23 protein-coding genes are annotated in these 23,953 nt (G+C 60.8%); 2 read left to right on the top strand and 21 right to left on the bottom strand.

Features of this window, described 5'->3' with window-relative positions:
• Window positions 1-332: 332 nt before the first annotated feature.
• Window positions 333-1,523, top strand: a complete 1,191-nt coding sequence (locus tag BJ928_RS12545) for an efflux RND transporter periplasmic adaptor subunit (protein ID WP_047629323.1) — start codon at window positions 333-335, stop codon at window positions 1,521-1,523.
• A 14-nt stretch (window positions 1,524-1,537) separates the two neighbouring features.
• Window positions 1,538-4,885, top strand: a complete 3,348-nt coding sequence (locus tag BJ928_RS12540) for an efflux RND transporter permease subunit (RefSeq protein WP_047629322.1) — start codon at window positions 1,538-1,540, stop codon at window positions 4,883-4,885.
• 38 nt (window positions 4,886-4,923) lie between these two features.
• Here the strand turns inward: BJ928_RS12540 and ureG are convergent, their stop codons facing one another.
• The 21 genes from ureG to BJ928_RS12435 form a co-directional block, all read right to left on the bottom strand.
• Window positions 4,924-5,535, bottom strand: coding sequence for an urease accessory protein UreG (gene ureG / locus BJ928_RS12535; protein ID WP_047629320.1), 612 nt, complete (start codon window positions 5,533-5,535; stop codon window positions 4,924-4,926).
• A 106-nt stretch (window positions 5,536-5,641) separates the two neighbouring features.
• The gene (locus BJ928_RS12530) at window positions 5,642-6,328 is read right to left on the bottom strand and encodes an urease accessory protein UreF (RefSeq protein WP_047629317.1); all 687 of its coding nucleotides are present in this window, start codon (window positions 6,326-6,328) and stop codon (window positions 5,642-5,644) included.
• Window positions 6,329-6,334: 6 nt separating this feature from the next.
• Complete coding sequence (gene ureE / locus BJ928_RS12525) at window positions 6,335-6,832, bottom strand: urease accessory protein UreE (protein WP_047629316.1); 498 nt, start codon at window positions 6,830-6,832, stop codon at window positions 6,335-6,337.
• A 78-nt stretch (window positions 6,833-6,910) separates the two neighbouring features.
• Complete coding sequence (locus tag BJ928_RS12520; RefSeq protein WP_047629314.1) at window positions 6,911-7,771, bottom strand: GGDEF domain-containing protein; 861 nt, start codon at window positions 7,769-7,771, stop codon at window positions 6,911-6,913.
• 282 nt (window positions 7,772-8,053) lie between these two features.
• Window positions 8,054-9,766, bottom strand: coding sequence for an urease subunit alpha (gene ureC, locus BJ928_RS12515; RefSeq protein ID WP_047629313.1), 1,713 nt, complete (start codon window positions 9,764-9,766; stop codon window positions 8,054-8,056).
• 3 nt (window positions 9,767-9,769) lie between these two features.
• The gene (locus BJ928_RS12510; RefSeq protein ID WP_047629563.1) at window positions 9,770-10,393 is read right to left on the bottom strand and encodes a Urease operon accessory protein; all 624 of its coding nucleotides are present in this window, start codon (window positions 10,391-10,393) and stop codon (window positions 9,770-9,772) included.
• A 17-nt stretch (window positions 10,394-10,410) separates the two neighbouring features.
• The gene (locus BJ928_RS12505; protein WP_183079399.1) at window positions 10,411-10,848 is read right to left on the bottom strand and encodes a lysozyme inhibitor LprI family protein; all 438 of its coding nucleotides are present in this window, start codon (window positions 10,846-10,848) and stop codon (window positions 10,411-10,413) included.
• Window positions 10,849-10,866: 18 nt separating this feature from the next.
• A complete protein-coding gene (locus tag BJ928_RS12500) occupies window positions 10,867-11,172 on the bottom strand; it encodes an urease subunit beta (RefSeq protein WP_047629312.1) in 306 nt (101 codons plus the stop codon).
• Window positions 11,173-11,182: 10 nt separating this feature from the next.
• Window positions 11,183-11,437 (bottom strand): DUF1272 domain-containing protein, encoded by a 255-nt coding sequence (locus tag BJ928_RS12495; RefSeq protein WP_082011781.1) that lies wholly within the window; start codon window positions 11,435-11,437, stop codon window positions 11,183-11,185.
• Window positions 11,438-11,444: 7 nt separating this feature from the next.
• Window positions 11,445-11,747 (bottom strand): urease subunit gamma, encoded by a 303-nt coding sequence (locus tag BJ928_RS12490; protein WP_047629310.1) that lies wholly within the window; start codon window positions 11,745-11,747, stop codon window positions 11,445-11,447.
• Between the two features lie 143 nt (window positions 11,748-11,890).
• Window positions 11,891-12,712 carry an urease accessory protein UreD gene (locus BJ928_RS12485; RefSeq protein WP_047629309.1) on the bottom strand — a complete coding sequence of 274 codons (822 nt, stop codon included), beginning with the start codon at window positions 12,710-12,712 and terminating at the stop codon, window positions 11,891-11,893.
• A gap of 210 nt (window positions 12,713-12,922) precedes the next feature.
• Window positions 12,923-13,618 (bottom strand): class I SAM-dependent methyltransferase, encoded by a 696-nt coding sequence (locus BJ928_RS12480; protein WP_047629559.1) that lies wholly within the window; start codon window positions 13,616-13,618, stop codon window positions 12,923-12,925.
• Window positions 13,619-13,741: 123 nt separating this feature from the next.
• Entirely contained in the window at window positions 13,742-14,713 is a 972-nt protein-coding gene (locus BJ928_RS12475) for a D-glycerate dehydrogenase (protein ID WP_047629308.1), read from the bottom strand.
• 147 nt (window positions 14,714-14,860) lie between these two features.
• Window positions 14,861-15,982 (bottom strand): branched-chain amino acid ABC transporter substrate-binding protein, encoded by a 1,122-nt coding sequence (locus BJ928_RS12470; RefSeq protein WP_047629306.1) that lies wholly within the window; start codon window positions 15,980-15,982, stop codon window positions 14,861-14,863.
• 183 nt (window positions 15,983-16,165) lie between these two features.
• On the bottom strand, window positions 16,166-16,519 hold the full coding sequence (locus BJ928_RS12465) for a DUF6867 family protein (protein ID WP_047629304.1): 354 nt from the start codon (window positions 16,517-16,519) through the stop codon (window positions 16,166-16,168).
• 24 nt (window positions 16,520-16,543) lie between these two features.
• Window positions 16,544-17,272 (bottom strand): ABC transporter ATP-binding protein, encoded by a 729-nt coding sequence (locus tag BJ928_RS12460; protein WP_047629303.1) that lies wholly within the window; start codon window positions 17,270-17,272, stop codon window positions 16,544-16,546.
• Complete coding sequence (locus BJ928_RS12455; protein ID WP_047629301.1) at window positions 17,272-18,144, bottom strand: ABC transporter ATP-binding protein; 873 nt, start codon at window positions 18,142-18,144, stop codon at window positions 17,272-17,274. The genes BJ928_RS12460 and BJ928_RS12455 overlap by 1 nt, the downstream gene beginning before the upstream one ends.
• Window positions 18,144-19,535, bottom strand: a complete 1,392-nt coding sequence (livM, locus tag BJ928_RS12450) for a high-affinity branched-chain amino acid ABC transporter permease LivM (RefSeq protein WP_047629300.1) — start codon at window positions 19,533-19,535, stop codon at window positions 18,144-18,146. Before livM ends, BJ928_RS12455 begins: the two co-directional genes overlap by 1 nt.
• Before the next feature lie 4 nt (window positions 19,536-19,539).
• Window positions 19,540-20,442, bottom strand: coding sequence for a branched-chain amino acid ABC transporter permease (locus BJ928_RS12445; RefSeq protein ID WP_047629299.1), 903 nt, complete (start codon window positions 20,440-20,442; stop codon window positions 19,540-19,542).
• A gap of 303 nt (window positions 20,443-20,745) precedes the next feature.
• The gene (locus tag BJ928_RS12440) at window positions 20,746-23,172 is read right to left on the bottom strand and encodes an FAD-dependent oxidoreductase (protein WP_047629297.1); all 2,427 of its coding nucleotides are present in this window, start codon (window positions 23,170-23,172) and stop codon (window positions 20,746-20,748) included.
• A 219-nt stretch (window positions 23,173-23,391) separates the two neighbouring features.
• Window positions 23,392-23,946, bottom strand: coding sequence for a sarcosine oxidase subunit gamma family protein (locus BJ928_RS12435; RefSeq protein ID WP_047629296.1), 555 nt, complete (start codon window positions 23,944-23,946; stop codon window positions 23,392-23,394).
• Window positions 23,947-23,953: the final 7 nt, after the last annotated feature.

Here is a 23,953-nt window from a genome sequence, read left to right as displayed (position 1 = left end):
TTTGTAACAGCAGCAACAAAAGGCTGGCTTTCTTGCTGCATCTGGCTGAAAAGCCCTCGGCTATCAATTATTCGAATGCCGACATCACAATGCCGTGATTGCTTCGCACGGTTGTGACCAGTAGAAATGCCCGCGAAATCATTTTCTCGTGATCTTGCGAGAATTGAAAACCGCTCCCATCTACAGCAGCGATTTTAGGATGAGGGACCTGCAAGGCATGACAGACGGATATTGATCCGCCGGGGAATCCGGCCCGCATGCAGTGATCCCCCGTGTTCGCGACGGAAAACAGCGAAATTCCTTTGACCAAACGCCGAACTGGAACCGGACGCATGGCCCTCACGCCGTTTAGACTTCTGAGCACGACTGCCATACTGCTTTCCCTGCTGGCCGCGCCCGCCGCCCTGGCAGAGCAGCCCGCCGTCACCACGCCGAAGCAGAACCTGCCCGCAATCGTCATCACCACAGCCGCGGTGCGTCATTTGACCGACAAGGTCGTCGCGACCGGGACGGTGAAGGCCGTCGAGGAGGTCTACATCCAGCCGCAGGTGGATGGCCTGTCGATCCGTTCGCTCAACGCCGATGTCGGCGACAAGGTCGAGGCGAACAGCACGCTCGCCACGCTGAACGACGATGCGCTGATCCTGCAAAAGAGCCAGATGCAGGCGACACGGGCGAAGGGCGAGGCAAGCCTGGCGCAGTTGCGCGCGCAGCTCACCGAAGCGCACGCCAATGCGGAAGAGGCCGAATTGCAGCGCGTGCGCGCCGTGACCATGGGCGCCAAGGGCACGATGTCAACCTCCGCCGTGGAGCAGGCGAATGCCGCCGCTGCCGCCAACAAGGCGCGCGTGGTCTCCGCCGAGCAGGCGATCGCGGTTGCCGAGGCCGATCTCAAGGTCACCGACAGCCAGATCGCCGACACCGACCTGAAACTTGCCCGTACCGGCATCAAGACCCCGGTCGCAGGCACCGTCGCCTCGCGCGATGCCCGCATCGGCGCCATCGCCAACGGCAATGGCGATCCGCTTTTCACCATCATCCGGGATAGCCAGCTCGAGCTGGTGGTCGATGTGTCCGAGAGCGACATCACCAAGATCTCGACCGGGCAGAAGGCTTTCATCGCCCTCTCCGGCAATCGCGAAAAGCTTGCTGGAACCGTCCGCCTCGTCGCGCCGATCGTCGATCCCGTCACCCGCCTCGGCGCTGTGCATATTTCCATCGATGATGGCGAGAAGGCGCGTGCCGGTATGTATGGCAGCGCCGAGATCATCATTCGCCAGGGAGATGGGATCGCGCTGCCCCTGACGGCGGTCAACAGTGAGGAAAACGGCTCATCGGCCCGCAAGGTCGAAAACGGCGTCGTCAAGTTCGTGACTGTCGAGACCGGCATTCAGGACGGCGGCTATGTCGAGATCCTCAAGGGGCTGCAGGCAGGTGACGAGGTCGTCGCCAAGGCCGGCGCCTATGTGCGTGACGGCGACCACATCACGCCGGTACGCGACGCGTCGCAAGCCTCCAACTGAGCGAGAACGGCAAGATGAATTTCTCCGCCTGGTCCATCCGAAATCCCGTCGCCCCGCTCCTCGGCTTCTTCCTGCTGATGGTGGTGGGCGCGCACGCTTTCTTCAACCTGCCGATCACCCGCTTCCCCAACATCGACGTGCCCGTCGTCAACGTCACCGTGACGCAGAGCGGCGCCTCGCCGGCCGAACTCGAAATGCAGGTGACGAAAGAGATCGAAGACGCTGTCGCCAGCATCAACGGCATCGACGAGATCCAGTCGACCGTCACCGACGGCCAATCGCAGACCGTCGTCATCTTCCGCCTGGAAGTGCCGACGCAGCAGGCGGTTCAGGACACCAAGGACGCCATTGACCGCATCCGCGGCAACCTGCCATCGACGATTGATGCGCCGATCGTTTCCAAGGTCGATGTCGTCGGCCAGGCGATCCAAAGCTTCGCCGTTTCCTCGCCGAACATGACGCTTGAGGAGCTGTCCTGGTTCGTGGACGACACGGTCAAGCGCGCCCTGCAGGGCAAGGCAGGCATCGGCCGCGTCGACCGCTACGGCGGCGCTGACCGCGAGGTGCGCATCGAGCTCGACCCGAACAAGCTGAACGCCTACGGCATCACGGCGCTTTCGGTGAGCCAGCAGTTGCGCAGCACCAACATCGACCTCGGCTCCGGCCGCGGCCAGGTTGCCGGCAGCGAACAGGCCATCCGCGTGCTCGGCGACGCCCGCAATGTCGCCCAGCTTGCCGACACCACGATCGCGCTCACCAACGGCCGCTTCGTTAAGCTCTCCGCCCTCGGCGCGATCAAGGACACCTATCAGGAGCCGAAGTCCTTCTCGCGGTTCAACAGTGCACCGGTCGTCACCTTCGGCGTATTCCGCGCCAAGGGCGCGAGCGAGGTAACGGTCGCCCAGACGGTTGCCGACACGCTCGACAAGGTGCGCGCGGAGAACCCGAACGTCTCGATCGAGAAGATCGACGACTCCGTCTACTACACCTATGGCAACTACGAATCCGCGATGCATACGCTGATCGAAGGCGCCATACTGGCCGTCATCGTCGTTTTCCTGTTCCTGCGGAACTGGCGTGCGACGCTGATATCGGCGGTCGCTCTGCCGCTCTCCGCGATCCCGACGTTCTGGGTCATGAACCAGATCGGCTTCTCGCTGAACCTCGTCAGCTTCCTGGCATTGACGCTGGCAACAGGCATTCTCGTCGACGACGCCATCGTCGAGATCGAGAACATCGCCCGCCACATCAAGATGGGCAAGACGCCCTATCGCGCCGCCATCGATGCCGCAGACGAAATCGGCCTGGCCGTCATCGCGACGACCTTCACCATCATCGCGGTCTTCGTGCCGGTGTCCTTCATGCCGGGCATTCCGGGCCAATATTTCATCCAGTTCGGCCTGACCGTCGCCTTCTCGGTGTTCTTCTCGCTGCTGGTGGCGCGTCTGATCACACCGATGATGGCCGCTTACCTGATGCGCGCCGAAGATGGCGTAGACGACCATCACGACAATGACGGCCGCTTCATGCGCGGCTATAGCTGGCTGGTGCGGGTGACAACGAAGAAGTGGTATACGCGCTATCCGACGCTGGTTGCCGCCTTCGCTTTCTCGGTTGCTTCCGTCTTCGCCCTCATCATGTTCGTCCCCGGCAGCTTCATCCCGCCGGAAGACTCCTCGCGCATCGTGCTGTCGGCCGAACTGCCGCCGAACGCCCGGCTCGACGACACGGAGCAGGCGACGAACGAGATCTATCGCCGCGTGAAGGGCATAGACGGCGTTGACAGCGTCTTCGTGCTCGGCGGCGCTTCGCCGAAGGGCGACCTGGAACTGCGCCGCGCAACGGTGACGCTGACGCTCGGCAAGCTCGACCAGTCTCTGACGAAAAAGCTGGTGAACGACGTCCTCGGCTCGCTGCCCGTCATCGGGCCCTACCTGCCGAAGGTCGCCGTGAATGGCCGCGTGCGCCCGCAGTGGGAAATCGAAAAGGAAGTCTTTGCCAAGCTGCGTTCGATCCCCGACGTCCGCATCACCAAGCTGAACGACCGCGGCGACCGCGACCTGACCTATAACTTCCTCTCGCGCAGCGAGAAGGATCTGAACCAGGCGGTCGGCATTCTCGAAGCCAAGCTGCGCACCGACCCGGCGCTCGCCAATGTCAGCGCCGACGGCGCCCTGCCGCGACCCGAACTGCAGATCTATCCGCGCAAGGACGAGGCGGCCCGCCTCGGCATCACGCCGCAGATGATTTCCGACACGATCCGCGTGGCGACCATCGGCGACATCGACGCTTCGCTTGCGAAGATCTCGCTTGACGATCGCCAGATCCCGATCCGCGTCCAGGCCTCGCTTGGCATGCGCCAAGATCTGGCGGCGATCCGTGCGTTGCGCATCAAGACGTCCATGGGCACCACCGGACAGGCGTCTACAAACGCCACCGTGCCGTTGTCGAGCGTGGCCGACATCGACTATTCGGAGGGCCTGTCCTCCATCAAGCGCAACAACCGCTTCCGAGTCGTCGCCATCGGCGCCGACCTGCCGCAGGGCGTGGCGCTGGATACAGCATCGGAACACTTCCTCGATATCGTCAACAACGCCAAGATCCCGGCAACCGTGCATCTGGCCGAAAGCGGCGATACCAAGGTCCAGAAGGAAATGGAGCAGAGCTTCGGCAATGCCATGCTGCTCGGCCTGCTGCTCGTCCTGACCGTGCTCATCCTGCTGTTCAAGGACGTGATCCAGCCCTTCACCATTCTGCTGTCGCTGCCCCTGGCGATCGGCGGCGTGGCGCTGGCCCTGATCGTGACCGGCAACGCGCTCTCCATGCCCGTCATGATCGGCATTCTGATGCTGATGGGCATCGTGACGAAAAACGCCATCCTGCTCGTCGATTTCGCCATCGAGATGATGCATCAGGGCATGCCACGGCTAGAAGCGGTCGTCGAAGCCGGTCGCAAGCGTGCCCGCCCGATCATCATGACCTCGATCGCCATGTCGGCGGGCATGTTGCCATCCGCTCTCGGCGTCGGCGAAGGCGGCTCGTTCCGCGCGCCTATGGCCATTGCCGTGATCGGCGGCATCATCGTCTCGACGGTGCTCAGCCTGGTGGTCGTGCCGTCCTTCTTCCTGATCATGGACGACCTGTCCCGCCTGCTCGGCTATCTCTTCGGCAGGCTCGTCGGCAAGAAGGATGCGGATGATGTCGTTGTAACCAAGGAAGGCCTGGCCGTTGCCGTCAATGAGAACCGCCAGTCGCTCGCCACGCTGGAAGAGCGGCTGGAGGCCATGGAAAACGGGGATGCGCGCGGCTCCAAGCCGACAGCTACGAACGTGCTAAGGCTGCCGCCCCTCGCGGCGGAATAGAACAATCTCGATGGATATGCAGAGAGTGACGGGGCGGCTCAGAGGCCGCCCTGTTCCTTCAGGAAATCGACGATCCTGCTGACGCCCTCGCCCCGCTTCATGTCGGAAAAGACGAAGGGGCGAGCTTGACGCATCCGGGTGGCATCGCGGTCCATCACCTCGAGATCGACTTCAACGAAGGGCGCCAGATCCTTCTTGTTGATGACGAGAAGGTCGGATTTGGTGATACCGGGGCCGCCCTTGCGCGGGATTTCCTCGCCCTGGCACACCGAGATCACGTAGATGGTGATATCGGCGAGATCGGGCGAGAAAGTCGCCGCCAGATTGTCGCCGCCGGATTCGATGAAGACGACGTCGAGGTCGGGCAGCCGCTCGTTGAGACCAGCAATGGCCTGCAGGTTGATCGTCGCATCCTCACGGATGGCGGTGTGCGGGCAGCCGCCGGTCTCGACGCCGACGATGCGGTCGGAGGTCAGGGCCTGCATCCGCACCAGCGCTTCCGCATCCTCGGTCGTGTAGATGTCATTGGTGACGACGGCGACGGAATAGTCGTCACGCATCGCCTTGCACAGCTTCTCCGTCAACGCCGTCTTGCCGGAACCGACCGGGCCACCGATGCCGACGCGCAAGGGTCCATGTCTCGATTTCATGCTTGCAACTCCGATAAAGCGTCAGCATAGCGAAGCGCCGCGTGGCCGCACAGCGGCGAATGACGTAGGCAATGCTTCGATTTCAGTATTTTTCCGATGGCGCGCATCATGAGCGGAAGAGCCGTGTGCCCTGAGTTTCATGGCGCAAGCTTGCGATATCCGCCTGCACGCTTGCCGAACCGAGATCGTCGAGGCTCGATTGCGCCGCCCGGCGCGCGGTAGCAGCAAGGAACTCCTCCAGCCGCGCGAGGATGGCAACGCCATCTTTCTGTCCGCTGACGCCAAGACGAATACCGGCCGATACCATCTGCGAGGCGAGCGCATGCAGGAAAGCGGCAGCCGCCCTTTCGGCAACGATACCATGAGCGCCTGCGACGGCACCGACCGCAACCGGATAGGCCGTTCTTGCCGGAAGCATCGAAAAGATCTCGTGCGGCCAGGCAGCCGCAGCTGAGAGAAAGGCATCTCCGAGCAGCATCGTCTCATTGTGCCGCTCCTTCGAGCCAGCCAGCGCCTCGGCGAGTTCCGCAACGGCTGCGAGCCGCCGCATATCTGCATCCGCCCGATGCGCCTCGACCAGCAGCACCGCATCGTTCCACACCGCACCGTTCCGGATAAGTGTTGCGGTCCAATCTCCAAGACCGCCGCTGTCACGCACCAAACCATCATGCACGGCCCGCTCGAGACCGCCGGAATAGGCAAACGATCCCACCGGAAATGCCGGCGACAGCCAGGCCATCAGTCGCAGGATGGCCTGCAGATCGCCATCATCCGAAACCGCTGTGCCGGTCATCACGGTTCAATCATGCGAGTGGTTGTGATGATCGTGACCATGATGATGGTCGTGCCCATGCGAATGGCCGCCATGGGAGTTATAGGCGCCCCGCGCCGGCTGGAAAGGCTCGCTGACCTCGGTGACAACAGCGCCCAGCCCTTCGAGCATGGCGCGGATCACGTGGTCGCGCAGGATCAGGATGCGCTCCTCCTCGATCTGCGCGGAGAGATGCCGGTTGCCCAGATGCCAGGCGAGTTCGATGAGATGCCGGCGGTCGCGCGGGCGGATTTCGAAAAGCTTTTCATCCGCCGCAACGACCTCGATCAGCTCGCCATCCTCGCGCACCAGCAGATCGCCGCTCGCAAACAAGACCGGCTCCTTGAGGTCGAGCATGACCATCTCGCCATTTTCGAGATGCAGCAGCTTGCGGCGCAGATGCCGGAGATCATGCGGCAGGACGACACGATCGATCGGATTGGAGGAAGGCGTGCCGGCCGGCAGATAGGAGGTGACGCGTAGCATGGCTGTTCCAGATTAAGACTTTGTCAGACCATGCAAAATAGTCGCCTCGCGCGCAAGCATCAATGACGCGGGAACATACTACATCCGCTGCACATAGCGTTGCAGTTCGCGAACATCCGTTGTCGCCTCCTGCTCCTGCTCCGTCGCGCAACGATGCCAGACCTGCGACAATCGCTCGCGCTCGTGCATGACGCGGTTACGGCCGAGCGTCTTGGCAAGATAAAGCGCCTTGTCGGCAGCGGCATAGACGGCTTCCGTCTTGCGATCCCTACCGATGTCGGCAATCCCGGCGGAAATGGTGATTTTCACCGAACCGCCATCGATGGCGATCGGATATTCGGCGATCCGCTCCTTGATCTCCTCGACCCGCGCGATGCGTTCGGCCGTATCGCCGCCATGGACGATGGCGCCGAATTCTTCGCCGCCGAGCCGCGCAATGACATCCTCTCCGATAAAGGCATCGGAAAAAATCCGCGATACCGTAACGATCACGGCATCGCCCGACGCGTGCCCAAAGCGGTCGTTGATCGTCTTGAACCGATCGACGTCGAAGATCACCAGCGATGCTCCCTCGCCCGCCTGATTGAGCGCTTCGGTGAAAGCGCGCCGGTTCAGCAGGCCGGACAGCATGTCGGTGCGGCTCAGAAGCTCGAACTCGGCGCGGGAGACGGCAAGCTTGTGAATTGAAAAGCCGGCCCAAACAGCCAAAGCGCCGGAAACGGTGCCCCCGATAATCCAGGCCAGCAGAACGCCGAAGCGCATCGCTTCCAGGACCGGCAACGGCAAAAGATCGAACCACGAGAGCCCGAACACCATCGCGACAATGATTGCCAACGACATGATAACGGCAACAAAACTCATCTTAAGCGCGAAAATAAAAATCGCACGTCGCTGCTGAAAATTACCGAGCTCGGCCTGCAGCGAAATCCATTGCTTCATGCGATTCACCTTCCTCAGCCACCATTTCGATCATGTGAGATAGGGGTCAAGGCGCTTCCAGGTCTTTAATGCAACAGTTAAAATGCGAGGCATTTCCCAACTTGTGAACAGCCAGCGACGCCCATCTCAAAAAGCTGGTTCGTCGATAGAAATCGGAGGCATCAGCCCCGCCGCATAGGACTGCAATAATTCTGTATTCAGCACACAGCAGCATGAAACCCTCGCAAGACCGGGGGTTCGCGCATAGCGATCATTGGACCGATATCAGGCCTGGAAATGCCCTCAGAAAAGGAAATAGCGCTGCGCCATCGGCAGCACGGTCGCCGGCTCGCAGGTCAGAAGCTCGCCGTCGGCGCGCACTTCATAGGTTTCAGGATCGACTTCGATATGCGGTGTCAGGCTGTTATGGATCATCGATGCCTTGGAGATGCCGCCGCGCGTGTTTTTGACAGGCAGCAGCGCCTTGGCGATACCGAGTTTGCCGGCAAGCCCGGCATCGAACGCCGCCTGCGAAACGAAGGTCACGGAGGAATTCGTCCGGTTCTTGCCGTATGCGCCGAACATTGGGCGGTAGTGCATCGGCTGCGGCGTTGGAATGGAGGCATTCGGATCGCCCATCGGCGCTGCGGCAATGGAACCGCCAATCAGAACCATCTCCGGCTTCACGCCGAAGAAGGCCGGATTCCAGAGGACCAGATCGGCGCGCTTGCCGACTTCGATCGAACCGACCTCATGGCTGACGCCGTGCGCAATCGCCGGGTTGATCGTATATTTGGCAATATAGCGCTTGGCGCGATAATTATCGTTGTCGCCGGTTTCCTGCGCCAGACGGCCGCGCTGGCGCTTCATCTTGTCGGCGGTCTGCCAGGTGCGGATCGCCACTTCGCCGACGCGGCCCATGGCCTGGCTGTCGGACGAGATGATCGAGAAGGCGCCGATATCGTGCAGAATATCTTCCGCCGCGATCGTTTCCTTGCGGATGCGGCTTTCGGCAAAGGCGATATCTTCAGGAATAGACGGCGACAGGTGATGGCAGACCATCAGCATGTCCAAATGCTCGGCGATCGTATTGACCGTGTAGGGTCGCGTCGGATTGGTCGATGAGGGAATGACGTTCGACTGGCCGCAGATCTTGATGATATCGGGCGCATGGCCGCCGCCTGCACCCTCCGTGTGGAAGGCATGGATCGTGCGCCCCTTGATGGCACCGATCGTATCCTCCACGAAACCGCTTTCATTCAACGTATCCGTGTGGATCATCACCTGGACATCGTATTCGTCGGCCACGCTGAGGCAGCAATCGATCGCTGCCGGCGTGGTGCCCCAATCCTCATGCAGTTTCAGCGCGCAGGCGCCACCGAGGACCATTTCCTCCAGCGCGGCGGGCATGGACGCATTGCCCTTGGCCGATAGGCCGATATTCATCGGAAACGCATCGAAGGATTCGATCATGCGCGCCAGATGCCAAGGCCCCGGCGTGCAGGTCGTTGCCAGCGTGCCGTGCGCCGGCCCGGTGCCGCCGCCGAGCATCGTGGTGATACCCGACACGAGCGCTTCCTCGATCTGCTGCGGGCAGATGAAATGAATATGGCTATCCATGCCGCCGGCAGTGACGATCTTGCCTTCGCCCGCGATCACTTCCGTGCCCGGCCCGACGATTATATTTATACCCGGTTGCGTATCCGGATTTCCAGCCTTGCCGATCGCGACGATGCGACCGTCCTTCAGGCCGATATCCGCCTTGACGATCCCCCAATGGTCGAGGATCAAAACATTGGTGATGACGGTATCGACGGCACCGTTCGCCCGCGTCACCTGGCTCTGCCCCATGCCGTCGCGGATGACCTTGCCACCGCCGAACTTCACCTCTTCGCCATAGGTGGTGAAATCCTTCTCCACCTCGATGAACAATTCGGTATCGGCCAGACGAACCTTGTCGCCGACCGTCGGTCCGAACATGCTGGCATAGGCGGCGCGGGAAATCCTGTAGGGCATCGATCAATCTCCTTGGGAGGCAGAGAGGAGGTTCGTGTCGGCAAGACGACGCAGACGGCCGCGGGAAACATAGGCGTCCACCAGCCGCTTCTCGGCGGCAAAGGGATGCTCTTCCCAGCCCGTGTGGCTGAAGCCGGTAATGGCGATATCGTCGTCGGGATGGCGCGCCATCACCTCGGCAATTACGATCAGGCCGCTGCTCGGCACCACGTAGGAGCCGGGATCATGGTCCGCCAGCGCCGCATCGACGCCTTCGTGAATGGACTGGCCGATGACAACATGACGCTTGCCGGTCGCCTGGCAGAAGGCGGTGAACTGGTCGGTGTAATCGTCGCAGAAGTCGTCGAGTTCCGGATGCGAAATCGCCAGCGGCGCACGCAATGCGGCAAATTTGCCCGGATCGCGCACGCTCCAGATTTCTGATGCCGCGGCGACAGCGGGGCTCTTGCGCCACTCGGCGGAGCCAAGCATGGCGCGCGCCGGCCGCCCTGTGTTGCAGACCGCAACGACATCGGTGCGACTGCCGCCGGCCCCCATCGAGCGGCAATCGTTGAAGCGGATTACGAGATCGGCGGCATCGATGACGGTTGCGGCACCCGCCGCAATCTCACCATTGCCGACGATGATCACGCTGCGTCGAGAGCTCACTGATCGCCCTCCGGTCCATCGGCAAGATCTTTCAGCTCCTTGGTCCGCTTCTTGGTCAGGTCCGCCTTGCAGCCGGAAACGAGCATCGGCTCCATCGAGCCACCGCGCGCCTGAAAGCCCTGTGCTTCGCATTCCCCGTCGCGATAGTCCACCCAGGCGCGCTGCGCCTTGATAAGCGCCTTTTCGGCACCCTTCAGGTCATCATCCAGATCCGAGTCGATAGCGACCATCGCAGCCCGTGTCTTCTTGTATTGGGCATTCAGCGCTTTGTCGGCCGTATCGAAATCGAGTGCGGCGCAAATGTTCAGGTCCGTCTGCGCCTCCGCCTTGGCACAATCGATCTTCGGTTCATCCGGATTGTTCTGTGCATAGGCAGGGGCGCAGATCAGGATCGCGGCAAGGGCCGCGGCGGCGGCAGGCAATTTCATCGACATCAAAATCTCCTAAAAAATCTATAGCTTGCCCATGACCTGCTGACGGAAGCCATAGACCTCGCGTTTTCCCGATAGCGGGATCAGCGTTACCAAACGCGTCTGCCCCGGCTCGAAGCGCACGGCGGTTCCGGCGGGAATGTCGAGCCGCATGCCCCTTGCCTGGTCGCGGTCGAAGGAAAGCCCGGCATTGGTCTCGGCAAAATGATAGTGACTGCCGACCTGCACCGGCCTGTCGCCGGTATTGGAAACTTCGAGCGTCACTGTCGGCGCTCCGGCATTGAGTTCGATATCGCCGCCCGCAGCGATGATTTCACCTGGAATCATGGTTCTCTCCTCATGCGGCCCGAACGGGCGCACATCCCTCTGCTTTCAGAACACGCTTGGTCGAAGCAGGATATTTGACAAGCAACCGCGCCGGACGGATAGGACGCCGGGCGAAATCGCCACCGCAGTTCGGGCAGACACCGCGCAGGATGTTGTCGACGCAATCCGTGCAGAAGGTACACTCGAAAGTACAGATCATCGCCTGCTCGCTCTCCGGCGGCAAATTCCTGTCGCAGCATTCGCAGTTGGGTCTCAGTTCCAGCATGATAAGCTTACCTGATCGGCTCGTGGACGGTGACCAGCTTGGTGCCGTCGGGGAATGTCGCTTCAACCTGGATATCATGGATCATCTCGGCAATGCCTTCCATCACCTGATCGCGGGTGATGACATGGGCGCCAGCCTCCATGAGTTCGGCAACCGGGCGGCCGTCCCGCGCCCCTTCGACCACGAAATCCGTGATCAGCGCAATGGCTTCGGGATGATTGAGCCTGACGCCGCGCTCCAGCCGCCGCCGTGCCACCATCGCTGCCATCGAGATCAGCAGCTTGTCTTTTTCTCTTGGAGTGAGGTTCATCGCCTACCTATGTGATCGCTGGTTTTCAGAGCATGATGCCGAAAAATATGAGCTGCTTTCGGACGGCATCATGCTCTGCTTCTTTGGTTTTGGCGCCGGATGATTTTAGGTCAAGCAGGCCTGAAATCATCCGGCTCCGGGCACTACAGGTTCCAGACTTTCGGCACGGGCGCTCCATTGCGCAAGGCAGAAATGATCGGAATGAGGATTTTTCTGAGGGCGAAACCATCCGCGGCCGCAAGCCGCACGACAAGCTTCCCGCCCCAATGGCTGGCCCCGCCCATATGGCTTTCGAGCAGCGGCCTGACCCGGCCGAGGTAGGTTTCGGCAAGCGGCCCGACATAGAGCACGGTCGCAAAAGCAACCTGACCGTCGAGGACGGCCATCTTTGCCGTCAATGCGGCGACATCGCCATCAAACCGCAGATCCTCGACGTGGACGAGCCTTCCGCCACGACGAATACGCCAGCGGTCCCGGAACAGGCCTCGCTCCATCGCCTCCCCCATGGCCTTCCGCCCGAGAAGGATCGCCTCGACGGAGAGGAATTCGGCTGTGTCTTCAAGCTCGACATTCAACGCACGCGAGAGCGAGGCGCGGTCGAACAGGATGGTCTCCTGCGGCAGCCAATCGACCCGCGCGCCGCTACCGACCTTGATCGAGGTTTCCACTTCTGCCGTACCCACCGAAGCTTTGTAGATTTTTTCGCAGGCCTGCGTCGTCACATCGATCCGCGTACCCGGCGCGGCAACGAAGCTCCAATCCATCCGGTCGCCGCCCGTGAGGCCGCCGGCGGTGTTGATGATAACGGCCTCCATGGAATGATCGAAAGTTTCCGGCAGCCTGATCTTGGCCGCTCCCTCCTGGAAAAGTTCGGCCAGGCGGGTCCGGCCGCCGAGCGACTTGGCCGCAAGATGACCGCGTCCTCGCGCCCTCTGCGGTCTCGTGCCTGCCGCCATCAATGCCATCAGCCCTCTCCACACATCACTTCACGCCGAAGCCCGGCCATTGAAGCCCGGCAAGGAATAAATGCAAGCAATTCCTGTGCCTTATGCGATCCTCCGCAACATCGTCCCGATGCCGATGACATCAGCCGCATTTTTCGCCAAACGCCGAAAAGAAAGGCAATGATCACCGCGGGCCGAAGGGACACCGGTAACTCTGCCTGAGAACCGCATCTACACCTTCACCACCGAGAAGAAGAGGAAGCGCGCCTTGGTCGTCAGGCTCTTATAGGCATCCGGAAAAAGCGTGCTGACCCTCGGGTCCGGCGGCGGTTCGCTGACGACGTCGATCCTAAATCCCGCCGATTTCAGCGCATCGAACATGGCGTGGAGCGGCCGGTGCCAGAACCGCATGGTGATGTCCTTGCCGCCGCGGTGCCATGTCTCGCTGAAATTATAGGTCGCGAAATAGCTTTCTCCGCCAGCCGGATCATGATCCATGAACGGGTGATGCGTCGAAAAAATCAGCCGGCCGTTATCGGATAATACCCGCCTGAACTCCGAAAGAGGCCGCGTCCAATCGTGCAGATAATGCATGACCAGTGAGGCCATGACCAAATCGAAGGCGCCGTCCTCGAAAGGCAGCGGTTCGTTCAGATCCGCCAGTAACAGCTTCGCCCGCCCCTCCAGGCGACGTCGAGCGATATCCAGCAAGCCAGCGCTTGCATCGATACCGGTCAGGATAGCGCCTCGATCAACGAGAGCGGCGGCATGAGCCCCGCCGCCGCAACCCGCATCGAGCAAGCGAAGTCCGGCCACGTTTCCCGCCAGAGAGAGAATGGCGGGCCGCTCGTAATAGGCATTCCAGGCATTGTTCTCGTTGTCGGCCTGATAGGCGGCGGCAAACGCATCATAGTCATTCTCGGACAACGTCACCCCCTCGCCGATGAACGGCATGGTCGACAATCTCGTCTGGTTGACGAAACTAATCCATTGATCCGCAATTTCCGCGACACGGCAGTGATTTCCGGCCGCGAGCAGCCCGCCGTGCGATTAGACCACCCGATCCGGCGGCTGATGTCCGGCAAAGAAGGCGGTGATATTGTCGACCACCTTCATGCCCATGGCCGTGCGCGTCTCCTCTGTGGCACTTCCAAGATGCGGCAGCAGCACGACATTGTCCATTTCCCGCAACCGTTCGGGAACATGCGGCTCCGCCTCATAGACATCGAGGCCGGCGCCGCGGATCGTGCCCCGTTCCAGCGCCGTAACAAGCGCGGCTTCGTCGACCACATCGCCCCTTGCAGTATTGATCAGGAATGCGCCCGGCTTCATGGCAGTGAAGCGATCCGCATTCATCAGATGGCGGTTTTCCGCGCCGCCGGGGCAATGCAGGGAGACGAAATCGGAAACTTCGAGAACATCCTCGACAGTCTGCAATTGCATGGCGCCGTAGCGCGAAGCCTCCATCGGATCAATGGCCGAGCGATTGTAGAAAACGACATCCATGCCGAAGCCGAAATGGCAGCGTTGAGCAAAGGCGCGGCCGATACGGCCGAAGCCGATGATGCCGACAGTCTTGCCGGTCACTTTGGTACCAACCAGATGCGTCGGCCGCCAACCGGTCCAGGCGCCGGCCCGCACTTCTCGCTCACCCTCGCCGCCGCGGCGCGCAACGGACAGAAGCAGCAGCATGGCGATATCGGCCGTGCAGTCGGTCAGCACGCCGGGCGTATTGGTAACGACAACGCCCCTTTCCTTGGCGGCCGCGACATCGATGTGATTGAAGCCGACGCCGAAATTGCCGAGGATCTTGGTTCGGATTGCCTCTCCCTCGAAAAGCTGGGACGGAAGCTTGTCGGAGACAGTAGGCAGAACCGCGTCGTATGTGAGCAGCGCCTCGCGCAGCTGTCCCGCCTCGAGCGCAACATCATCCTTGTTCAGCGTCGTATCGAAACGCTCGGAAAGCACGGTTTCGACCGCCACCGGCCAGCGCCGGGTCACGAGAATACGGGGTTTGCTCATGCTGCCATCCTCCTGCCGATAGAGGGGCAGACTTAAAGCAGCTTCGGCATGAAGGAAATGGCGAACCTATATTGCCGTGATGAAAAAGCCCGGCCAATGGCCGGGCTCCTCGGATGATGACAATGCCGAAAGCCGGCAGAGCAGAACTTACTTCTCGATTTCGGCGTAGTTGTACTTGCCGTCGGAACCCTTGGACCACTTGTACATGACATAGTCCGGACGGGTGATGTCGCCCTTGGAGTTGAAGCCGAGATCGCCGATGGCGGTCTTGAACGGTCCCTTTGCCTTGATTGCGTCGGCAACGGCCATCGGGTCGTTGGAGCCGGCAGCCTTGGCAGCCTCAGCGATAACCTGCAGGGCTGAGTAGGAGTACAGCGTATAGCCTTCCGGCTCATAGCCGGCAGCGCGGAACTTGGCGACGAGATCGGCAGCAGCCGGGTTCTTGCGCGGGTCCGGCGAGAAGGTCATCAGCGTGCCGTCGACGGCGTCGCCGGCGATCGAGGCCAGTTCATTCGAGACGATACCATCGCCCGACATGAAGTGAGCCTTCACGCCCTGGTCGGCCATCTGACGCATGATCAGGCCGGCTTCGGTGTGCAGACCGCCGTAATAGACGAAGTCGACGCCAGCCTGCTTCATCTTGGCGATCAGGGCCGAGTAGTCCTTGTCGCCGGGGGTGATGCCTTCGTAGAGGACTTCCGTCACGCCGGCAGCATTGAGGTTCTTCTTGGTTTCATCGGCAAGGCCCTGACCATAGGGGGTCTTGTCATGCACCACGGCAACCTTGGCACCCTTGAAGTTGTCGGCGATATACTTGCCGGCGACTGCGCCCTGCTGGTCGTCACGGCCGCAGGTACGGAAGGTGTTCCAGAGGCCGCGCTCGGTATATTGCGGGTTGGTGGAAGCCGGGGTGACTTCGAGAATGCCGTTTTCGGCGTAGACTTCCGAAGCCGGAATGGAAACGCCCGAGTTGAAGTGACCGACGACGAACTTGACGCCGTCAGCAACGAACTTGTTGGCGACCGAAACGCCCTGCTTGGCGTCGGAAACGTCGTCACCGAGTTCGATCTTGATCTTTTCGCCGTTGATGCCGCCTGCCGCATTGATGTCGGCTGCGGCCTGCTCGGCGCCCTTCTGGAGCTGCGCGCCAAACGCAGCATTCGCACCCGTCAAGGGACCGCCAACGCCAACAATGATGTCGGCCTTCGCAACGCCGCCGAAAGCGATCATCGCCGACAAAGCCACCGCCGACAGAAGATACTTCTTCATATTATTACTCCCAATTTTTGAGCGGGTTCCGTTTGATCTGCCCTGCGCGATACCCACCAATCATCACGCCGGTAACGCTTGCATTTCGAACTCTGGAAGCATAACCCTGCCCGTTCCCGTTTATTTTTATGGGCAGGACGACGCTCTTATTATTCGCAGACTGTGCCTAGTTTAGGCGCACTGTCAATTCTTCTTCTTCCATGAAAAGGCCGAGGTCTTTTCATAGAGCCAGTAATAATTGTTGACCATCTGATCGGTACGTCGATACCGGTATCCCGCCGTCGAAAAGATCAGCAGCAGCACGACATCGATGATGTAGATGGTGACGTCAAATACGGGGCCATTGAACAGCGCATGGTGCAGGAACTGCAGGCCAAGGCCGATCAGAAAGCTGTAGATGACGACAAGCGGGTAGGTTTCCCAGTTGGACGCAACGGCGCGGCCGGCACGCCACGCGGTCCAGAAGCCGAGGATGACGATAACAACGCGGATGACCATGCGGCCGCCGGTATCGGTGTCGAAGAGAAGTCCCTGCATCTCAAATTCTCCGCGAAACGAAACTCAATGGTGTCCACCTTCGAGATAGGCGGCGCGCACTTCCGGATTGGCAAGCAGCTCCTTGCCCGAACCGCTCATCGTTACCCGGCCGTTGACCATCACATAGGCGCGGTCGGAAAGCTTCAGCGCCGCAAAGGCATTCTGCTCGACGAGGAACACCGTCAGCCCCTGGGTCTGGTTCAGGACCTTGATCGCCTCGAAGATGCCCTTGACGATCAGCGGCGCTAGACCAAGCGATGGCTCGTCCAGAAGCAGCAGCTTCGGACGCGCCATCAGCGCGCGGCCGATCGACAGCATCTGCTGTTCGCCGCCCGAAAGCGTGCCGCCGCGCTGCGACTGGCGCTCCTTCAGGCGCGGGAAGAGCGCGAAGATCTTCTCGACGTCCTCGTTGAAATATTTGAGCTTGTCGAGGCTCGCGCCCATCTGCAGGTTTTCATAGACGGTCATGCGCGGGAAGATGCGCCGGCCTTCGGGCGACTGGGCGATGCGAAGCCGGGCAATCTCGTGCGTCGGCATGCGCGTGATATCGCGGCCATCGAAGGTGACGGAACCGGTGCGGGCCTGCGGGCTGCCGCAGATCGTCATCATCAACGTCGACTTGCCGGCGCCGTTGGCACCGATCAAGCTGACGATCTCGCCGCTGTTGACTTCGATGTCGACGCCGGCGAGCGCGCGGATATTGCCGTAATAGGTTTCGACACCCGCGACTTTGAGAAGTGGTTGCCCCGCCATCAATGTTCACCCTCTTGGAGGTGTTCGACTTCGGCAATCACCTCTTCCACTTCCTCATCCTCGACGCCCAGATAGGCGGCGATCACTCGAGGGTCGTTCTTGACCTCATCCGGCGTGCCGTCGGCGATCTTCTGCCCGTATTCGAGCACGATGACATGGTCGGAAATTTCCATGACCACCGACATGTCGTGTTCGATCAGCAGGATCGACGTGCCGGTATCCTTGCGGATGCTGCGCAGAAACTCGTTGAGAACAAGAGATTCGCGAGGATTGAGACCGGCAGCCGGCTCGTCCAGGCAAAGCAGTTCCGGTCCGGTGCACATGGCGCGGGCGATTTCCAGGCGGCGCTGCGCGCCGTAGGGAAGATCGCCGGCGGGATCATCGGCACGATCGACGAGATCGGCCTTTTCCAGCCAGAAGCGCGCCAGCTCGATCGCATTCTTCGCTTCGCTGCGGTAACGGCCGATGCCGAGCAGGCCGAGGATCGTGTAGCCGGAGGCGCGCATCAGCTTGTTGTGTTGCGCCACCAGCAGGTTTTCGAGCACGGTGAGGCCCGAAAACAGGCGGATATTCTGGAAGGTGCGCGCCACCTTGGCTTCGCGCGTGATCCGGAAATCCGGGAGCCGCTCGAGGAGATACTCCTTGCCGGCCTTCTGGCTGAGGGTGATCATGCCCATCGTCGGCTTGTAGAAGCCGGTGATGCAGTTGAACACCGTGGTCTTGCCGGCACCGTTCGGGCCGATCAGGGCGGTGATGTCGCCGCGCTTCGCCTCGAAGGAGAAGTCGTTGATCGCCATCAGGCCGCCGAACTTCATCGAGAGGTGATCGACCTTCAGCAGGACGTCGCCGGGGGTTGCGGTCACAGCGTTCATCAGCCGTGGCCCTCCTTGGTAAAGCTGCCGGAGACCGCTTTTCGCTCCTTGAGGAAGGCGGTCGGCTCACGCGTGCCGACGAAACCGCGCGGCTTGATGATCATCACGACCACCATGGCGAGGCCGAAGATCAGCATGCGATAGAGCTCCGGCGTAAAATCCTGACCGAAGAACAGCTTGAGGAAATCCATGTCGCGAAGCAGTTCGGTGCCGCCGATCATGGCGATCGCGGCAATCGCGATACCCTTCAGCGATCCCATGCCGCCGAGAACGACGATCGCCAGGATCACGGCGGATTCGAGGAAGACGAAGGATTCCGGTGAAACGAAGCCCTGACGCGCCGCAAAGAAAGAGCCGGCAAAGCCGCCGAACATCGCGCCGGTTGCGAAAGCGGTCAGCTTCGTCGTGACAGTATTGATGCCGAGCGAGCGGCAGGCGATTTCGTCCTCGCGCAATGCTTCCCACGCACGTCCGATCGGCATGCGGCGCAGGCGGATCGTGACATAGGCCGTCAGCATGCAGAGCGCCAGGATGACGTAAAACAAGAAAATCTTGTACCAGGCCGACGAGATCGGCAGGCCGAAGGAACGCACGAAGTTGTGCGGATCTTTCATGTCGAAGGTATAGATGCCGAAGAGCGACGCCTTGGTGATGTTGGAAATGCCGAAGCTTCCCTGCGTCACATCGGTCCAGTTGGTCAGCACGATGCGGATGATTTCTCCGAAGGCGAGCGTGACGATCGCCAGATAGTCACCGCGCAGGCGCAGCACCGGGAAGCCGAGGATCATGCCCCAAAGCGCGGCAAAAATGCCCGACAGCGGCAGCAGTACCCAGAAGGACAGACCGAAATGCATCGACAGCAGCGCGTAGGAATAGGCGCCGACCGCATAGAAGGCGACATAACCGAGGTCGAGCAGGCCGGCGAGGCCGACGACGATATTCAGGCCCCAGGCAAGCATCACATAGATGAGGATCTGAATGCCGAAATTGTCGACATAGGTCAGCGATCCCTGCGGCCCCAAAATCGCCACTGCCGCCAGCGGGTAGATCAGCAGGAGTACAAGCGCGATCTTGTTAAAATGCCTGGCGGCGAAGCTGGGTTCGCCCTCGACCTGCACCACCTTGGCCTTGGCCGCCTTACGGGCCGCCAGATAGGGCTGGACTAATACCGTCATGATGAAACGGCCGACAGCGGCAATGGCGACGATGGTGGCCAGAAGACCCCAGCGCTGCACGATGATCAGCTTGTTGTCCATGTTCTGATCGGTTTTGAGGCCGATATAGAGAACGAACATGCCGAAGGCGATGATGGCGGTCCAGAAGGCATCGATAAGCCCCTTCTGGACAAGGCCGGGCGCGGTCTTGCCTGCAACGAAGTTTGAATTTGCCATGGCGTTATACCTTTTCGACTTCCGGCCGGCCGAGAATACCCGTCGGCTTGAAGATCAGCACGTAGGCCAGGATACCGTATGTAGCGACATCCTTATACGCGATGGGGAAATTGCCAGACCAGAAGGACTCGATGAAGCCGATCATCAGGCCGCCGAGAACGGCGCCCGGCAGCGAACCGATGCCGCCGAGGACCGCAGCCGTGAAGGCCTTGACGCCAGGCACGAAACCGTCCGTGAAGTTGGCGACGCCATAATACATCAGATACATCGTGCCGGCGACGGCCGCGAGGGCTGCACCCATGATGAAGGTGATGGAGATGGTACGATCGACATTGATGCCGAGCAACGCCGCCATCTTGCGATCCTGCTCGGTTGCTCGCTGAGCACGCCCCAGCGCCGTCTTGTTGACGATGTACCAGAAGGCGGCCAGCAACACGACGGTCACGATGAAGATGATGATCTGCTTCAGCGACAGCGAGACGCCGCCGAAATTGTAGACGTCACCCACCAGCGTCGGGATCGGCTTGTTGCGCGGGCCCTGGGCAACCTGGATGAAGTTCGACAGCACGATCGACATGCCGATGGCCGTAATCAACGGCGCCAACCGGAACGAGCCGCGCAGAGGACGATAGGCGATGCGCTCGATCACCCAGTTCCAGAGGCTTGTCATCAGCATGGCGACGATCAGCATCACCAAAAGCATGATCGCGACCGGCAGGCCGGCGAAGAGCGAAACGAGAACCAGATAGGTGATGAGAGCGGCAAAGCCGCCGAGCATGAAAACATCACCGTGGGCAAAATTGATCATGCCGATGATGCCGTAAACCATGGTGTAGCCAATGGCGATCAGGCCGTAGATCGACCCGAGAGTCAGCCCGTTTAAGAGCTGCTGGATAAAATAATCCATATGTCATTTCCCCTGGATGCGCCGTCATACGACACATCTCTTATTACTTTTTTAGGTTCCTTCGAGAGGCCTATGGCCGCGATTCCATACTGGTTTCGAAGCAAATGTGAAGCCAAAAAGGCAAGAAATTGACAAATTCTTTTCAAATCGCCGTGCGCTGATGCGAATCCGACCAAAAATGACAGAAAAGCGGCAGCCTTTGGCTCAAAAACAGCCAAAATCGCCGCCCACCGCGCCCGCGCTGAAAAGCTTTCGTCAGCGGCGGGCCAGTCAGGGTCCGCCGCCAGCGTGTGAGAGACGCCCTCAGGCGCGCATGCGGGCGCCGTCGGCATCGAACAGCGGCTCGACCTGCAACCTTGCAGGCAGAAGCTCGCCGAGCAACTCGATCGACCAGCCCTGCGTTTCGGCGGCAATTTCCTTCGGCACGTAACCGACCGCAACGGAAAGGCCCGAGGCATGAGCATAGCCGCCTGACGTCACCCAGCCGCAAACGGCGCCGTTGTGATAGATCGGCTCGTCGCCGATGACATCGGCATCCTTGGCTGCAAGTATGAAGGTGCACAGGCGCAGCGTACCGCCTTCCGCCTTCTCCTTCGCCGCAGCCGCCTTGCCGATGAAATCGGCCTGCTTGGACAGTGCCACGAATCGGTTGAGGCCAGCCTCCAACGGTCCGTAGAGCGGCCGGTATTCGCGCGACCAGCTACCATAGGATTTGTCGAGTCGCAGCGCGTTCAGCGCCCTGAGACCGAAGAGCCGGATGTCGAATTCGGCACCCTCCTGCATCAGCAGATCAAAGATGTAGCGCTGATGCTCCGGCTTCATCCAGATCTCGTAGCCGAGATCGCCCGTATAGGAGACACGACCGACGATCGCGGGTGCCATGCCGATATCCATGCGGCGAATCGACATGAAGGGGAAAGCGGCGGTGGAGAGATCCTGATGCGTCAGTTTCTGCAACAGCTTGCGTGAATTCGGGCCCGCGATCGAAAGGCCGAGAAGCGAAAGGCCGAGCGCCTGTAGTTCGACCGAACCGTCCTTGGGCAACAAGCCTTCGAACCAGCGCATATGATAGGCTTCGGCGATACCAGAGCCGATGAGAAGGAAATCTTCGTGTCCAAGCTTAGCCAGCGTGAAGTCGCCGATGAGCTTGCCGTCATGCTTCAGCATCGGCGCCAGCGTCATGCGACCGATCGCCGGAATGCGGCAGGTCAGAAGCGTGTCGAGGAAGGCTTCCGCGCCCGGTCCTTTGACCGAATATTTGGCGAAGCCGGAGGTCTCCATCAGGCCGACGCTCTCGCGCACCGCCTTGGCTTCGGCGGCGACGACATCGAAATCGTTGGAACGCCGCCAGGAGAATTGATCGACCTCGCCCTTTGGCGCGAACCAGAGTGCCTGCTCGAGGCCGTAATAGGCCCCGAAGACGCCACCGGCATCCTTCAGCTTGTCGTAGATCGGCGTCGTCAGCAGCGGACGTGCGGCCGGCAGCTCTTCATTCGGATAACGGATCGAGAAGCGACGAGCATAATTCTCGCGCACCTTGGCATTCGTATAGGCGAGCGTCGCATAGTCGCCATAACGGGAGACGTCCATGGCAAAGACGTCAAAGCCCGGATCGCCATAGATCATCCAGTTGGCAAGCGCCAACCCGACGCCGCCGCCCTGGCTGAAGCCGGCCATGACGGCGCAGGCGGACCAGTAATTGCGAAGGCCGCGCACCGGGCCGACGAGTGGGTTGCCATCAGGCGAGAAGGTGAAGGGGCCGTTGATGATCCGCTTGATGCCGGCATTGTTGAAGGCCGGGAAATGGCGGAAGCCGACTTCCAGCTCCGGGGTAATGCGCTCGATGTCCTCGGCCAGCAGCTCGTGACCGAAATCCCACGGCGTCGTCACCGGCGACCATGGGCGACATGCCTTTTCATAGGTGCCCATCAGCATACCCTGCCGCTCCTGGCGCAGATAGATCTCGCCGTCGAAGTCGACGCAGTGCATCAGCTCTTTGCCCGTCGTCTTATTGAAGTCGATGACCTCGGGCATGTCCTCGGTGATGAGGTACATATGCTCCATGGCGAGCACCGGCAGTTCCAGACCCACCATGCGGCCGACTTCGCGCGCCCAGAGGCCGGCGGCATTGACGACATGCTCGGCGATGATTTCGCCCTGGTTGGTGATGACGCGCCAGGAGCCGTCCTCGCGCTGCACCAGCTCTTCCACCTTGGTGTGGAGATAAATGTCGGCGCCGTTCTTCTTGGCAGAGCGGGCATAGGCATGGGTGGTGCCGTAGGGGTCGAGATGGCCTTCGACGGGATCGTAGAGAGCGCCGACAAACTGGTCCGGATCGAGGAGCGGCATCATGTCATGCGCTTCCTTCGGCGTCAGCAGCGTCGCCTCGAGACCATTATAGCGGCCCTTGGCGAGAATGGACTTGAGCCAGTCGAAGCGCTGCGGCGTTGCCGCCAGCATCAGCCCGGAGGTCAGGTGCAGGCCGATGTCCTGGCCGGAATATTCCTCGATCTCCTTGTAGAGCTCGACCGTGTATTTCTGCAGCTTGGCAACGTTCGGATCGCCGTTGATCGTATGCATGCCGCCGGCGGCATGCCAGGTCGATCCGGATGTCAGCTCGGAACGCTCAAGCAGCACCACATCGGTCCAGCCGAATTTGGTGAGGTGGTAGAGCACCGAACATCCGACGACACCGCCACCGATGACGACGACCTTGGCATGGCTTTTCATCTGGGAATCCCCTGTTTTCGGCACGAAGCCGCCGGGTGTCTTCCCGCGCGACCGACCGTATTTGAGAGGAAAACTAGAGACTATCCGAGAGCCCAAATAGCCCGAACTGCGAAACCGATATGTCTGTTTGCGCCATCGCAATTGTTCGGATCGCGCCATCGGCTATTCGCAGCGCAAGCCGGCCGGCAAGGCATCCGAACTCAACCATGATAGGGGTTTTCAATCGGCGAAGCCGGCCGTTAGGGCGAATTCCCGCCCCATCTCCATGATCTCCTCGAACACGTGGCCGGCATAGGAGCGCGGCACGATGATTTCGAAGTGATCGGCACCGGTACGGGCGACATTGGCGCTGACATGACAGCAGAGCATATTGGCCGATTGTCCCTCGGCAAAAACCTCCGGATGCAGATCGACGGCTACGCACTTGGCGAGGATGCGCCGCACGCTGGGACCGGAAATGCGAAGCACCACGCGCCCGTCGCTCTGTTCCAGGAAGGAAACGACAGCCGGATCGAGCGCGAAGAGATCCCGCGCCACGCTCTCTGCACCAAGAATGTCCGAGACAACGAACCATTCCCGCGGCCCGACGTCACGAATCGACACGTCGCTGATCGCCTTCAGGCTATTGAGAACACCGGCTTGATCCCCTGCCCTGCCAAGCACGGAGAAGATTGCAGGACGACGCACGACGGCGAGATGATTCGGATTGGCGGCAGCCTCGAAGCCGGAAATATGATCTTCCAGCACATGCCTGTTCTGAAACGCAACGCTCATCGAGCCC

The sequence above is a fragment of the Rhizobium sp. WW_1 genome (assembly GCF_003610155.1).
GTDB lineage: Bacteria > Pseudomonadota > Alphaproteobacteria > Rhizobiales > Rhizobiaceae > Rhizobium > Rhizobium tropici_A.
The sequence above is the reverse complement of the archived record's forward strand: the minus strand, read 5'-3'. Positions and strand labels throughout refer to the sequence as shown.

Excerpts from the sequence above, each read along its gene's own strand:
- BJ928_RS12545 (WP_047629323.1), top strand. The coding sequence starts at position 333 with ATGGCCCTCACGCCGTTTAGACTTCTGAGCACGACTGCCATACTGCTT.
- BJ928_RS12540 (WP_047629322.1), top strand. The coding sequence starts at position 1,538 with ATGAATTTCTCCGCCTGGTCCATCCGAAATCCCGTCGCCCCGCTCCTC.
- ureG (WP_047629320.1), bottom strand. The coding sequence starts at position 5,535 with ATGAAATCGAGACATGGACCCTTGCGCGTCGGCATCGGTGGCCCGGTC.
- BJ928_RS12530 (WP_047629317.1), bottom strand. The coding sequence starts at position 6,328 with ATGACCGGCACAGCGGTTTCGGATGATGGCGATCTGCAGGCCATCCTG.
- ureE (WP_047629316.1), bottom strand. The coding sequence starts at position 6,832 with ATGCTACGCGTCACCTCCTATCTGCCGGCCGGCACGCCTTCCTCCAAT.
- BJ928_RS12520 (WP_047629314.1), bottom strand. The coding sequence starts at position 7,771 with ATGAAGCAATGGATTTCGCTGCAGGCCGAGCTCGGTAATTTTCAGCAG.
- ureC (WP_047629313.1), bottom strand. The coding sequence starts at position 9,766 with ATGCCCTACAGGATTTCCCGCGCCGCCTATGCCAGCATGTTCGGACCG.
- BJ928_RS12505 (WP_183079399.1), bottom strand. The coding sequence starts at position 10,848 with ATGTCGATGAAATTGCCTGCCGCCGCCGCGGCCCTTGCCGCGATCCTG.
- BJ928_RS12500 (WP_047629312.1), bottom strand. The coding sequence starts at position 11,172 with ATGATTCCAGGTGAAATCATCGCTGCGGGCGGCGATATCGAACTCAAT.
- BJ928_RS12495 (WP_082011781.1), bottom strand. The coding sequence starts at position 11,437 with ATGCTGGAACTGAGACCCAACTGCGAATGCTGCGACAGGAATTTGCCG.
- BJ928_RS12490 (WP_047629310.1), bottom strand. The coding sequence starts at position 11,747 with ATGAACCTCACTCCAAGAGAAAAAGACAAGCTGCTGATCTCGATGGCA.
- BJ928_RS12485 (WP_047629309.1), bottom strand. The coding sequence starts at position 12,712 with ATGGCATTGATGGCGGCAGGCACGAGACCGCAGAGGGCGCGAGGACGC.
- BJ928_RS12475 (WP_047629308.1), bottom strand. The coding sequence starts at position 14,713 with ATGAGCAAACCCCGTATTCTCGTGACCCGGCGCTGGCCGGTGGCGGTC.
- BJ928_RS12470 (WP_047629306.1), bottom strand. The coding sequence starts at position 15,982 with ATGAAGAAGTATCTTCTGTCGGCGGTGGCTTTGTCGGCGATGATCGCT.
- BJ928_RS12465 (WP_047629304.1), bottom strand. The coding sequence starts at position 16,519 with ATGCAGGGACTTCTCTTCGACACCGATACCGGCGGCCGCATGGTCATC.
- BJ928_RS12460 (WP_047629303.1), bottom strand. The coding sequence starts at position 17,272 with ATGGCGGGGCAACCACTTCTCAAAGTCGCGGGTGTCGAAACCTATTAC.
- BJ928_RS12455 (WP_047629301.1), bottom strand. The coding sequence starts at position 18,144 with ATGAACGCTGTGACCGCAACCCCCGGCGACGTCCTGCTGAAGGTCGAT.
- livM (WP_047629300.1), bottom strand. The coding sequence starts at position 19,535 with ATGGCAAATTCAAACTTCGTTGCAGGCAAGACCGCGCCCGGCCTTGTC.
- BJ928_RS12445 (WP_047629299.1), bottom strand. The coding sequence starts at position 20,442 with ATGGATTATTTTATCCAGCAGCTCTTAAACGGGCTGACTCTCGGGTCG.
- BJ928_RS12440 (WP_047629297.1), bottom strand. The coding sequence starts at position 23,172 with ATGAAAAGCCATGCCAAGGTCGTCGTCATCGGTGGCGGTGTCGTCGGA.
- BJ928_RS12435 (WP_047629296.1), bottom strand. The coding sequence starts at position 23,946 with ATGAGCGTTGCGTTTCAGAACAGGCATGTGCTGGAAGATCATATTTCC.